13 protein-coding genes are annotated in these 12,684 nt (G+C 56.3%); 3 read left to right on the top strand and 10 right to left on the bottom strand.

What is annotated here, in order from left to right:
• The 4 genes from EYC98_RS18110 to glyA form a co-directional block, all read right to left on the bottom strand.
• On the bottom strand, positions 1-675 hold the full coding sequence (locus tag EYC98_RS18110; RefSeq protein ID WP_279246803.1) for a riboflavin synthase: 675 nt from the start codon (positions 673-675) through the stop codon (positions 1-3).
• A gap of 29 nt (positions 676-704) precedes the next feature.
• Positions 705-1,814, bottom strand: a complete 1,110-nt coding sequence (ribD, locus tag EYC98_RS18105; protein WP_279246802.1) for a bifunctional diaminohydroxyphosphoribosylaminopyrimidine deaminase/5-amino-6-(5-phosphoribosylamino)uracil reductase RibD — start codon at positions 1,812-1,814, stop codon at positions 705-707.
• 20 nt (positions 1,815-1,834) lie between these two features.
• On the bottom strand, positions 1,835-2,317 hold the full coding sequence (gene nrdR / locus EYC98_RS18100) for a transcriptional regulator NrdR (protein WP_279246801.1): 483 nt from the start codon (positions 2,315-2,317) through the stop codon (positions 1,835-1,837).
• Positions 2,318-2,394: 77 nt separating this feature from the next.
• Positions 2,395-3,657, bottom strand: coding sequence for a serine hydroxymethyltransferase (gene glyA, locus EYC98_RS18095; RefSeq protein ID WP_279246800.1), 1,263 nt, complete (start codon positions 3,655-3,657; stop codon positions 2,395-2,397).
• A 254-nt stretch (positions 3,658-3,911) separates the two neighbouring features.
• On the opposite strand from glyA, the gene ettA reads away from it, so the two are divergent.
• Positions 3,912-5,576 (top strand): energy-dependent translational throttle protein EttA, encoded by a 1,665-nt coding sequence (gene ettA, locus EYC98_RS18090; protein WP_279246799.1) that lies wholly within the window; start codon positions 3,912-3,914, stop codon positions 5,574-5,576.
• A gap of 14 nt (positions 5,577-5,590) precedes the next feature.
• On the opposite strand, the gene radA is transcribed toward ettA, so the two are convergent.
• Positions 5,591-6,973 carry a DNA repair protein RadA gene (gene radA, locus EYC98_RS18085; protein ID WP_279246798.1) on the bottom strand — a complete coding sequence of 461 codons (1,383 nt, stop codon included), beginning with the start codon at positions 6,971-6,973 and terminating at the stop codon, positions 5,591-5,593.
• A gap of 119 nt (positions 6,974-7,092) precedes the next feature.
• Between radA and EYC98_RS18080 the strand changes: the two genes are divergently transcribed.
• A complete protein-coding gene (locus EYC98_RS18080; protein ID WP_279246797.1) occupies positions 7,093-8,232 on the top strand; it encodes a DnaT-like ssDNA-binding domain-containing protein in 1,140 nt (379 codons plus the stop codon).
• The gene (locus tag EYC98_RS18075) at positions 8,138-8,800 is read left to right on the top strand and encodes a replication protein P (protein WP_279246796.1); all 663 of its coding nucleotides are present in this window, start codon (positions 8,138-8,140) and stop codon (positions 8,798-8,800) included. The genes EYC98_RS18080 and EYC98_RS18075 overlap by 95 nt, the downstream gene beginning before the upstream one ends.
• Before the next feature lie 27 nt (positions 8,801-8,827).
• Here the strand turns inward: EYC98_RS18075 and dnaB are convergent, their stop codons facing one another.
• The 5 genes from dnaB to rpsF form a co-directional block, all read right to left on the bottom strand.
• On the bottom strand, positions 8,828-10,240 hold the full coding sequence (gene dnaB, locus EYC98_RS18070; RefSeq protein ID WP_279246966.1) for a replicative DNA helicase: 1,413 nt from the start codon (positions 10,238-10,240) through the stop codon (positions 8,828-8,830).
• A 225-nt stretch (positions 10,241-10,465) separates the two neighbouring features.
• Positions 10,466-10,915: a 50S ribosomal protein L9 gene (rplI, locus tag EYC98_RS18065; protein WP_279246795.1), complete on the bottom strand. Its 450-nt coding sequence runs from the start codon at positions 10,913-10,915 to the stop codon at positions 10,466-10,468.
• Positions 10,916-10,957: 42 nt separating this feature from the next.
• Positions 10,958-11,818 (bottom strand): hypothetical protein, encoded by an 861-nt coding sequence (locus EYC98_RS18060; protein WP_279246794.1) that lies wholly within the window; start codon positions 11,816-11,818, stop codon positions 10,958-10,960.
• 36 nt (positions 11,819-11,854) lie between these two features.
• Positions 11,855-12,082, bottom strand: coding sequence for a 30S ribosomal protein S18 (gene rpsR, locus EYC98_RS18055; RefSeq protein ID WP_279246793.1), 228 nt, complete (start codon positions 12,080-12,082; stop codon positions 11,855-11,857).
• A 15-nt stretch (positions 12,083-12,097) separates the two neighbouring features.
• Positions 12,098-12,553, bottom strand: coding sequence for a 30S ribosomal protein S6 (gene rpsF, locus EYC98_RS18050; protein ID WP_279246792.1), 456 nt, complete (start codon positions 12,551-12,553; stop codon positions 12,098-12,100).
• Between the last annotated feature and the right edge of the window lie 131 nt (positions 12,554-12,684).

The following is a 12,684-nucleotide window of genomic DNA, read 5'->3' as shown; positions in this document are numbered from 1 at the left end:
TTAATGTCCTTCGTTGCCCTGCAGAAACCCATGTTCTGCAAGTAATGATTCGGTAATTGAGCTGGCTTCAGGATTGGCGGCCTGCTCACCTTGTAACAAACGTTCCAGATACCGGGCGATAACGTCCACCTCAAGATTGACTCGGGTTCCCGCCTTATACTGGCCAAATATGGTTTCCTGCGTGGTCTGCGGAATAATGTTGAGATCAAATTCTGCACCTTGCACAGCATTCACCGTGAGACTCGTGCCATCGACGCATATTGATCCTTTATGAGCGATGTAGCGCGCCAAATTATCCGGTGCTCGCAGCACCCAGCGAATCGAGCGGCCGTCTTCCTCAAACGACACCACCTCACCGACACCGTCTACGTGACCGGAGACAATGTGTCCGCCGAGACGGCTTTGCGGAGTCAGGGATTTTTCCAGGTTGACGTGGCTGCCTACTGACAGACCACCCAGCGTAGAAAAGGCCAGGGTTTCGTTGGAAACGTCGCACCAATAGCCGTCGCCCGGCAGCTCGGTCACCGTCAGACACACTCCGCTAGTGCAGATCGAATCGCCCAATTGGACATCGCCAAGATCGAGCTTACCGGTACGAATGCGCAAACGCATATCGCCACCGCTTGGCTGCATGGCTGCAATTTCTCCAACCGCTTCAATAATTCCCGTAAACATAGCTGTTCCCGTGTTTTCAACGCGCCCTGTCAGGACGCCGTTGCTCCCGTTACCTGATAGCGTGGCCGCAGTTGTAACCGCAGGTCTGCGCCTACCTGACGTACATCTTCAATGTCCAGCTCGAGCTTCTGCGCCATGGCCGTAAACGGCAATTGCGCCAGCGGCCGCGCCGCACTACCCAAAAGGGCCGGTGCCATATACAACAAAATCTCATCTACCCACTGCGCTGCGAGTAGTGATCCCGTCAGTTCGGCACCGCATTCTACCAGAATGTCGTTGCACTGCCGCCGGGCTAATTCGCTCATCAACGCTGGCAGGTCCACCCGTCCATCGTTGGCGGGCAAACCCAGCAGTTGCGCGCCCTGCCGGGCCAGCTCCGTGCCGGGTTCCTCACTACAGTGGGCAATCAGTGTCACGCCCTGTTGCTGCAATATCTTGCTGTGGAGCGGCGTGCGTAACTTCGAATCGACAATCACCCGCAGCGGTTGCTGCGGAATATCGTAGCCCGATTCGCGCACGGTTAGTGCCGGATCATCCTGTAATACCGTGCCCACACCGGTGACAATGGCACCGCTAAGCGCGCGCCACCTTTGCACATCGGCTCTAGCGGCTGGGCCGGTAATCCATTGGCTTTCGCCATTTGCCATAGCCGTGCGACCATCCAGGCTACTGGCCATCTTAAGGCGCACCCGCGGTCGCCCGGTTTCCATACGCTGAAAAAACCCTGCATTGATCGGCCGCGCTACGGCTTCTAATGGCATCTCGACAACGCTGATACCAGCCGCTCGCAACTGCTCGATACCAGTGCCACTCACGTCTGGATTGGGATCGCGCATGGCCACAAAGACCACTGCCACACCGGCTTCAATGAGCGCCTGAGAACACGGGCCGGTACGACCCTGATGACTGCAGGGCTCCAGCGTTACATACGCATGCACACCCTTGTTGTCTGTGCACTGACGCAAAGCATCCACTTCGGCGTGGTCACCGCCGGCAGGACGCGTGCGGCCTTCAGCTACTATCTTTTGCTGGCTGACCAATACGCACCCCACACTGGGATTGGGACGGGTCGAATAGCGCCCCAGCTCAGCGAGTTGCAGGGCCCGCGCCATCATCTGGGAATCGAAACTGGTCAGCATGGGAAGGTTTGCAACGAGCCTCAGCTCGTCGGCGTGTTCTCTGCGTCTGGCGCCCCGGTACGCAGGCGTTCAATTTCGTCCTGAAATTCGCTGAGGTCCTGAAAGCTACGATAGACCGAGGCAAACCGCACGTAGGCCACATCATCCAGTTCGCGCAATGCGGTCATCACTAACTCGCCAACCACACGCGACTTGAGTTCGCGCTCACCGGTGGCCTGCAGTTGGTGTTTGATATTGTTGATAGCGGCCTCGGTTTCCTCGGCACCCACGGGTCGCCGTTCCAGCGCACGCAACATGCCGGCGCGGAGCTTGGCCTCATCGAAAGGCTCGCGATTACCATTGCTCTTGATCAACTTGGGCATCAGCAGCTCGGCGGTTTCATAGGTGGTGAAACGCTCGGAGCAGCTCAGGCACTCGCGTCGACGCCGCACCTGATCGCCTTCGGCCACCAGGCGGGAGTCTATAACTTTGGTATCTTCAGCCGAGCAAAACGGGCAATGCATGTCTTTGTCGCCACACTAATTACTATAAGTGTTTGAATGGTAACATATTTTCATGCTCCACCCGTCCCCTGTTTGGGTTACCCGTAAACTGGGAAGCGAGCGCAGATAGCGAGCACTTTTGCCTTCACTTCGGCAATTACCTGCTCTGAATTGTCCTGCTCAAGCGACTCCAGAACATCACACATCCAACCGGTCAGCTCGACGATATCCGCCTCACCAAAACCGCGAGTGGTCACGGCGGGGGTTCCGACGCGTAATCCAGAGGTGACAAAGGGTGAACGTGGATCGTTGGGGACCGCGTTCTTGTTAACGGTGATGTTGGCTGCGCCCAATGCCGCGTCTGCGTCTTTACCGGTGTAAGGCTTGCCGATCAGATCCACCAGCATCAGGTGGTTGTCGGTGCCGCCGCTGACGATGTTGATGCCACGCTCAAGGAACGTTGCCGCCATTGCCCTGGCATTCTTCACAACTTGCGCCTGATAGGTTTTGAACTCAGGCTCCAGCGCTTCCTTGAAGGAGACCGCCTTGGCCGCGATAACATGCATCAAGGGACCGCCCTGACCACCGGGGAACACTGCTGAGTTGAACTTCTTTGCCAGCGCTTCGTTTTCACGCGCGAGGATGATGCCGCCACGCGGTCCGCGCAGGGTCTTGTGCGTCGTGGATGTCACTACGTCGGCATACGGTACCGGGTTGGGGTATTCGCCGGCGGCAACCAAACCAGCCACGTGCGCCATATCCACCATCAACCAGGCGCCTACCATGTCGGCGATTTCACGAAAGCGCTTCCAGTCCATAACCCGTGAATAAGCCGAAAAACCAGCTATGATCATTTTCGGTTTATGTTCTTTGGCCAGCGCCTCGACCTGGGCGTAATCTACTTCTCCGGTGTCCGCATCCAAACCGTACTGAATAGCATTGTAAACCTTGCCCGAGAAGCTGGGCGCAGCACCGTGGGTAAGGTGACCACCATCGGCCAGACTCATACCGAGCACGGTATCGCCGGGCTCACACAGGGCCAGAAATACCGCGGAGTTTGCCTGCGAACCACTGTGAGGCTGGACATTGGCATAGTCGGCGCCGAACAATTGTTTGACCCGAGCAATTGCCAGCTCCTCGGCCTTGTCGACAAATTCACAGCCGCCGTAGTAGCGCTTGCCGGGGTAACCTTCAGCATACTTATTGGTCATGCTGCTGCCCTGCACCGCCATGACCATAGGACTGGTGTAGTTTTCGGAGGCAATCAATTCGATATGCTCCTCCTGACGGCGGTCTTCTTCGTTTAGCGCTGACCAGATTTCCGGGTCAAAATCTGCCACTGACTGCTTGTTATCAAACATCGGCTATGCCCCTGCGTAATGGAAAAGAGTGGAAAAATAAGGCGGCGATTCTACCGATTTAGGCTGCAGTTATCCACTCTCGCCCCTCTTTTTGCATGGTTTTTCCTCGACGAATACTGGACCGCTTGCACGCTGCGCTGGCAATCACCCCCAGAGCGCCAGCCAGCGGCGCTGTATGGCCAGCAGCAGTAGCTTATGGGGGCAGGTTTTGCGTACAATTCACCCTTCCTCCGTAAGCAGCAGAATCCCAAGCCATGGCGCAATACGTATACACCATGAACCGGGTTGGCAAGGTTGTGCCACCCCGCAAAACTATTCTTCAAGACATCTCTTTGTCTTTCTTCCCCGGCGCCAAGATTGGCGTACTGGGCCTTAACGGCTCGGGCAAGTCGACACTGTTGCGCATTATGGCGGGGCTGGATACCGACATCCTCGGCGAAGCGCGCCCCCAGCCGGGCATTAAGGTGGGTTACCTGCCGCAGGAACCCAAGCTTGACCCTGCCAAGGACGTGCGTGGCAATGTGGAAGAAGGCGTGCAAGAGGCGATTGATGCCATGGCAGCGTTAGAGCAAGTGTATGTGGATTACGCCGAGCCCGATGCGGATTTCGATGCGCTGGCCAAACGTCAGGCACAACTGGAAGACATCATTGCCGCCACCGATGCCCACAATCTGGAGCATCGCCTTGAGGTTGCCGCGGACGCGCTGCGACTGCCACCCTGGGATGCGGATGTCAGCACCCTGTCTGGCGGCGAACTGCGACGGGTTGCTCTGTGCCGTCTGTTGCTTTCCAGCCCCGATATGATTCTGCTGGACGAGCCGACCAACCACCTGGACGCTGAGAGTGTGGCCTGGCTGGAGCGTTTTCTGCTCGACTTTGCCGGCACTGTGGTAGCCATTACCCACGACCGCTACTTCCTCGATAATGCCGCTGGTTGGATTCTGGAACTGGACCGCGGTCGCGGCATTCCCTATGAGGGTAATTACTCGGATTGGCTGAACGCCAAAGAGGCCCGACTGGAACAAGAATCTCGTCAGGAAGCCTCGCACCAAAAAGCCATCAAGTCAGAACTGGAATGGGTGCGCTCCAACCCCAAGGGCCGTCAGGCCAAAAGCAAGGCGCGTCTGCAGCGGTTTGACGAATTGCAGTCACAGGACTTTCAGTCCCGCAACGAGACTAACGAGATTTACATTCCGCCCGGCGCCAGGCTCGGCGATGTGGTGATTGAAGTCGACAATATCGCCAAGTCTTTTGGCGATCGGCAGCTGTTTGAAAACGTCAGTTTCAATGTGCCCAAAGGTTCACTGGTGGGCATTATCGGCGCCAACGGTATGGGTAAATCGACCTTGTTCAAGATTCTTACCGGCGCCGAGACTCCGGACGCTGGCACCGTACGCATTGGCGAGACCGTACAAATGGCCTACGTTGACCAGAGTCGCGATGATCTGGATGGCTCGCGCACCGTGTGGGAAGAAATTTCCGACGAACAAGACATCATCCAAATAGGCAACTACGAAGTTAATTCGCGCTCCTATGCCGGGCGTTTCAATTTCAAGGGCGCCGACCAACAGAAATTTGTTAAGGATCTGTCCGGCGGCGAGCGCAACCGACTGCATCTGGCCAAACTGCTCAAGCAAGGCGCCAACGTGCTGCTGCTGGATGAGCCCACCAACGACCTTGATGTGGAAACCCTGCGCGCGCTGGAAGAAGCCCTATTGGCCTTCCCTGGCTGTGCCCTGGTGATTTCGCACGATCGCTGGTTTCTGGACCGTATTGCCACGCATATTCTGGCTTATGAAGATGACGGCGGCGTCATCTTTCACGAAGGTAACTTTTCGGACTACGAAGAAGATCGCAAGAAACGTCTGGGCAGCGCCGCCGATCAGCCGCACCGGGTCAAATACCGCAAGCTGAAATAACCTTTGGGGCTGTCTCAGACGGCAGCCAGCGCCTCGCTCAATTTGGTCACCGGGGTTATTGTCATCCCCGCGATGGGATGCTTGGGCATATTAGCCCGCGGCACGATTGCGCGGGTAAAACCATGTTTGGCAGCTTCCTGCAGGCGCTCCTGACCGCTGGGCACCGGACGAATTTCACCGGACAAGCCCACTTCACCAAAAATCACCATATCTGAAGGCAATATGCGGTCGCGGAAGCTCGACACAATGGCGAGCAATAGCGCCAGATCAGCGCTGGTCTCCAGCACTTTAACGCCGCCGACCACATTGGCAAACACATCCTGATCACCCACTTGCAGGCCGCCGTGGCGATGCAGCACTGCCAGTAGCATGTTGAGCCGATTCTGTTCCAACCCCACAGCCACGCGGCGCGGATTACTCAACTGACTGTCGTCGACCAGCGCCTGAATTTCTACGAGCAAGGGACGCGTGCCTTCCCACACCACCATGACCGCACTGCCCGAAGCCGGCTCACTGGCGCGGTTGAGAAATATGGCGGACGGATTTTTGACTTCCTTGAGCCCGCCTTCAGTCATTGCAAACACGCCTAGTTCGTTGACTGCGCCAAAGCGATTCTTCTGGCCCCGTAGCGTACGGAAACGAGAGTCATCGCTGCCCTCCAGCAAGATAGAGCAGTCAATCATGTGTTCCAGCACCTTGGGACCGGCCAGTGACCCGTCCTTGGTGACGTGCCCGACCAGGAATAATACGGTACCGGTCTGCTTGGCAAAACGGGTCAGGTACGCCGCGCACTCGCGCACCTGGGATACCGAACCCGGAGCCGATGCAATGTCTTCGCTGTGCACCACCTGAATGGAATCGACCACCAGCACTTTGGGAGAATACTGCTGCGCCGCCGCATAAATAGCCTCGACATTGGTTTCTGACATCAGTCGCAGGCGATCAGTGGGCAGTTCCAGGCGCTTGGCCCGCATCGCCACTTGCTGCAGTGACTCTTCACCCGTGATGTACAAGGCTTCCATGCCCTGTGCCAGATGGCACATGGTTTGCAACAGCAGGGTACTCTTACCCGCGCCCGGATTACCGCCAATCAATATGGCAGAACCCGGCACCAGACCGCCGCCGAGCACCCGGTCCAGTTCACCGGCACCGGTGCTAATACGAGGCTGGTCCTGCAGATCAATGTCACTGAGCACCCTCGCCTCACTCAGCGTGCCCGTAAAACCCTTACGTGTCGCCGCGGACTTACCCGCCAGACCACCGCCGGGCGCTGGCCCCAGGCGTATTTCCACCACCGTATTCCAGGCTCCGCAGTCAGCGCATTGGCCCTGCCATTTGCTGTATTCCGAGCCGCAATCGTTGCAGACAAACGCGGTTTTGTTTTTGGTTTTCGCCATCGGCCTATGCTAGCAGAGCGGGAAGGCCGACCCCAGCATCGTGCTCGATTTAGATGGAATATTCCTGACATGCGTCGCCACCGGCGTTAGAATGAGCGGCCGAATACAACGTGCGCACCATGACTGACTCCTCATTAATTCCCGAAACACAGCTGCAGTTTTCGCCGGCACTGGCGGCGACTATTGGCGTCGAGGAAGCCATCTTGCTGCAACATCTGGGCACTGTATTCACCCACCGAACACCGGAAACACGCAACGGCTACGCCTGGTTGACGATCGAACGCCGCTGGTTGCTGGACACCCTGCCGTTCTGGACTGCCGTCGACTTGCACCGTGTCAGCAAAAGTCTGGCCGACAAGGGTGTGATTCTAGTTGGCTCACCACCACTGCATGAGTCTGAAATATTTCTCTTTGCAATCAACGAGTTGCAGGAAAAGGCCCCAGCTAAGCCGCGCCCTGCAGAGCCACCACCAAACGCGCAACGGGCGTCAGCCGGGCTCATCGCTACCAGCTGGAGCCCGAGTGAAGACCTGCTGCAAATGCTGGCACTGAACCACAATATTTCGCGTCAGTTCGCGCTCGACCAGTTGGAAGACTTTGTCTTTTACTGGCGCGAGCGCGGCGAGGTGTCGCATGCCTGGGAGAACAAATACCGTCAACACGTGCTAAGCCGCTGGCGCCATCAGCAGCAGCATGAGGCCGAGCGCTTTGCCCCCGATCAAAACAGCAAGCTGGATAACTCCTGGCGACCCAGTGCTGATGCACTGGAGATACTGCAACGTAGCGAAGTCAGTCAGGCTTTTATGGAAGATGCGATTCCCGAATTCATTCTTTACTGGCGCGAGCGTAACGCAACGGTCAAAGAACTGAATTCGAAGTTTATTCATCACATACGGCGCCAGTGGGCGCGCTACACCTCGGCCGTGAGCCACGATACCGAACCACGGCGCATTCCCGAAGACTGGCAACCGACCGCCGATGTGTATGACATTCTGCACATGTCACATATTGACGGCGAATTTGCCGAGCAGCTGTTGCCCGAATTTATTCTATACTGGCGTGACAGCAACCAATTACATCAGTCCTGGAACACAAAATTTCTCCAGCATGTAAAATACCGCTGGGCCAACCGTCATCAACTTACTCAATCTGCGGATGCAAACCATGCAGCAGGACAGCAACAAGCTAATACGAAAGGCCGCACAAGAGATCGGAGCCTCAACGACGACCTCAACGACCGCAGCTGGGCCACCCCCTAAGATCACCGAAGAACTGATAGACACCATCAATCAGGTGTTTGCACTGTTTCGGCTGAACTACCACAACCAGTTTTACTCGGCCTACCCTGACAACGAACAACTCAGCCACGTCAAAAAGTTGTGGCTGGAAGCACTGGCGCCCTACCCCTCCCGACAAATTTTACTGGGCGCTCGGCGCGCCATCGAAACCAGCGAATACCTGCCGACGCTGCATCGGATGCTGGAGAGCTGCCATAGCTCACTAGAGCATCTGGGGCTGCCGGCGCCTCGCGCTGCCTACCAGGAGGCCTGCCAGGCACCGAGCCCAAGGGCAGCTCACGCCTGGAGCCATGCCGCGGTGTATTTGGCGGGTCGCGATAGTGACTGGTTCTTTCTGACCAATACAGCCGAAAAACAGAGCTGGCCAGTGTTCCGCGAGCACTATCAGCGCTATTGCACGCGGGTGCTGGCGGGAGAAACACTGGAACTGCCAACGCTACCTGCATTGACTCAGGAACACAGTCCCTTGAGCAGCCGCGATGAGGCGCTGAGTGCTTTGGAAAAGATCAAGCAGCAGCTGTCGGACTAACCTGCAGTCCGCGACCTGCAGTCCGCATCAATATTCAGAGTTATAGCTGTTCGGCGCCAGATTCTCAAAGCGGGTGTACTGTCCCATGAAGGCCAGCTTCACAGCGCCAATGGGCCCGTTACGGTGCTTGCCAATGATTATCTCTGCAATGCCCTGATCCGGACTATCTTCGTGGTATACCTCATCACGATAGATAAACATGATGATATCGGCATCCTGCTCCAAACTACCTGACTCACGCAGATCAGAGTTGACCGGACGCTTATTGGGGCGTTGTTCCAACGAGCGGTTCAGCTGCGACAGAGCCACCACCGGGCAGTCGAATTCTTTGGCAATCGCCTTCATATTACGGGATATCTCCGACACCTCGGCGGTACGCCCTTCAGTGAAACCAGTGACCTGCATCAGCTGCATGTAGTCGACCATGATCATACCCAGCTCACCGCCATTTTCACGAGCCACCCGCCGCGCGCGTGAACGCATTTCGGTGGGCGACAGTGCGGCAGTATCATCGATAAACAAGGGCACATCGTTCAACTTGGCGACCGCGGCGGACAACTTGGGCCAATCCTCCTGCTCCAGCTTGCCGTTACGGATACGGGTCTGGTCGATACGGCCGATGGAGGACAACATCCGCACAATGAGTGAGTCCGCGGGCATTTCCATACTGAATACCAGAATAGGCTTTTCCTGCGTCAGCACCGCATGCTCTACCAGGCACATGGAAAAGGCCGTCTTACCCATACTCGGTCGGCCGGCTACGATAACCAGGTCTGACTTCTGCAGGCCAGAAGTCATGCCGTCCAGATCAGCGAAACCGGTGCTCAGGCCGGTGATCTCACCACCCGAGTTGTAAAGTTCATCAATCTTGTCAACAGCTTTACGCAGCAGCGGATTCACCGTTTGCGGTCCGCCTGACTTGGGGCCGGTTTCAGATATTTGCATGATCTGACGTTCAGCAATGTCGATCAGCTCAGCTGAAGTACGGCCTTCCGGATTAAATCCGGTATCGGCAATGTCCTGAGCCGCCCGTATAAGATGCCGCAGTGAGGAGCGTTCGCGCACCACATCAGCGTAGGCGCGAATATTCGCGGCACTGGGTGTATTGCTGGCCAGTTCGATCAGGTACGCGATACCGCCTGCTGCATCCAGATCGCCGGCAGCGTTGAGGGCGTCCGACAGAGTAATCACGTCGACCGGCTCACGGGCCTCCATCAAAATGCTTAATTGACGGAAGATCAGGCGATGGTCGGTGCGGTAGAAATCATCGGGGGCAAGTTGCTCTGCTACCGCATCCCAGGCATCGTTGGCCAACAGCAAGCCACCCAGCACGGACTGCTCTGCCGCCACCGAATGCGGCTGCATCTTGATACGGGACACTTCCGGGTCATCGGAATAAGGCAGATCTATGATATCAGCGGGGTAGTCTTGCTCTGCCATGGGTGCCTGAGATGGTGGTTTCAAGGGAACCGCTAATTGTGCTGCAAAAGCGCAGGAAACAAAAGCATGTTATTGCCTGGCGAGCTTTATATCCGAACTGTGGGGTCTTAGCTGTGCCAACGGCCAGGCCCTACACCCGGCACTATATTGCGCGCATAAAAAAGCACGCGCCAAGCGCGTGCTTTTTCTTCAGCAGCTCCCTCTGAAGGAGCTGGGACCTACCGTTTACTCGGCTATGATAGCCAGGTTAACTACAGCGTTTACCGCAGAGTGCAGGTGAATACTGACCTCGAACTCACCCAGATCACGCAGAGCGCCGTCCGGCAGGCGTACTTCAGCTTTGCTGATCTCAACGCCGGCAGCGGTAATTGCATCGGCAATGTCCTTGGTACCAACAGAGCCGAACAGCTTGCCTTCTTCGCCAGCATTGGCTTCGATAGTGATCTGACCCAAGTCAGCCAGTTTGCCGGCGCGAACCTCAGCGGCAGCTACGGTTTCAGCAGCAGCGGCTTCCAGCTCAGCACGACGTGCTTCAAAAGTCTCCACGTTGGCAGCGGTAGCAGGTACCGCTTTTCCCTGTGGAATCAGGAAGTTACGACCATAGCCCGGCTTTACAGTGACACGGTCACCGAGATCACCCAACTTGCCAATATTCTCCAGCAAAATAACGTCCATCTGTGTTTCCTCTACTTATGGAGAGCCCAGCTCTCTTTGTCGTTAATCTTTATTCCCGCCCTGGCTTTGCCAGCGACCTCGAAAATTCATCAAACTGTCGGCAACAGCTACAGCAATTACCACCATTTTTACCGGGTCCAGCACCAGCCAGAACACATAAAACATGCTCAGCCAGCCAATCCCCAAACCACGGTATGCTGCCCGGGCGTGGATAAAAGCGATGCCAGCTACGCTCAGAGGCACTGCAAACAACACCGCCCAGGGGCGATATTCAAAACCGTACAAACCTACTGCCAACATCAACATCGCCAGCAGCAATGCCACCTGCGGTGACAACCTCAGGGCGTGAAACTCATCACGAAACCCCCCAGGGTTATAAAGCAGTGCCTGCCAGTAACGAGCCAATAACAGGCTCAATACGCAGGTCACGGCATTCATCAGTCCCAACATGCCCGCCAACGTCACTATTCCCGGCGCTGGCAACTGCTGCCCATCAGGCATATCGGCCTGCAAGTTGGCAAAGAAGTCCTCGAACATCTTTACCATCATTTGCAGTTGCGGCTCAGCGAACCACAACATCAACAGCCCGCTAACGGCACCAACGCCTATGGCACCCAGCAGCACCGGTTGCCATGCGACCATTGACCGCAGCATAAACGCTAGCGCAGCCGTCCCCAAAATTAAACCGAGGGGACCAGGGTCACCGAACAATGCCAGTAGAAACCCTGCTGGCAATATCAACCAGGCCAGCAGCGAGGCTCCTTCTGCGGTGCCTTTTCTCAGCGTGACCAGCGCCACTACAGCAGCACTAACCCACGCAAACATCAGACTGGAGGCACCAATAATGCCTACCAGCAGCGCCTGTGGGCGGCCACGCATAACAAATTCAGCTAGACCACGCATCGGCTAGTGCCCGGCGCTCAGACCGGGCTTACCCATTTACTTATGAGCGTCCGAGTACGGCAACAACGCCAGAAAGCGCGCACGCTTGATAGCGGTGGCCAACTGACGCTGATACTTGGCTTTGGTACCGGTAATACGGCTAGGTACTATCTTGCCTGTCTCAGAAACATACTGCTTGAGGGTATCCAGATCTTTGTAATCGATCTGCTTGATTCCTTCAGCGGTGAACTTGCAATACTTACGGCGGCGAAAAAAACGTGCCATGGTTATATCCTCCGGTTACTCTGCGGCTGCTTCGGTGTCGGTTGCAGCGGTGTCGGCTGCAGGTGCTTCAGCGGGCTTTTCGGCCGCTGGCGTGGGAGCAGACTCTGAAGCCTGACGCTCTTCGTAACGGTTCTTACGCTCGCGCTGCTCTTTTTCCTGCTTCATGATGAATGACTCACCAGTCACAGCTTCATCAGTCCGAATCACCAGATTACGAATTACCGCATCGTTATAGCGGAATGTGGTGCTCAATTCCTCGATGGAATCATTGCTCGCCTCTACATTCATCATAATGTAGTGGGCTTTGTGGACTTTATTGATGGGATAAGCCAGCTGACGACGGCCCCAGTCTTCCAAACGGTGCACTTGGCCGCCGTCTTTCTGGATGGTCGCGGTGTAGCGCTCGATCATACCGGGCACTTGCTCAGACTGGTCCGGATGGACCATGAATACGATTTCGTAATGTCGCATGTAAAGCTCCTTACGGGTTTTAGCTACCCGGAATTCCAATAAAGCCGGTGTAGCAAGGAGATCGGACGCTTGCGCGGCCGGGCAAATTTTGAGCGGCGGATAATACCGGCTCTTGCGCTAGTGCGCAAGCG

Source organism: Candidatus Litorirhabdus singularis (assembly GCF_026262625.1).
In the GTDB taxonomy this organism is placed as follows: Bacteria; Pseudomonadota; Gammaproteobacteria; order Pseudomonadales; family Halieaceae; genus Litorirhabdus; species Litorirhabdus singularis.
Note: the sequence above shows the minus strand (reverse complement) of the source record. Positions and strands in the feature narration are given on the sequence as shown.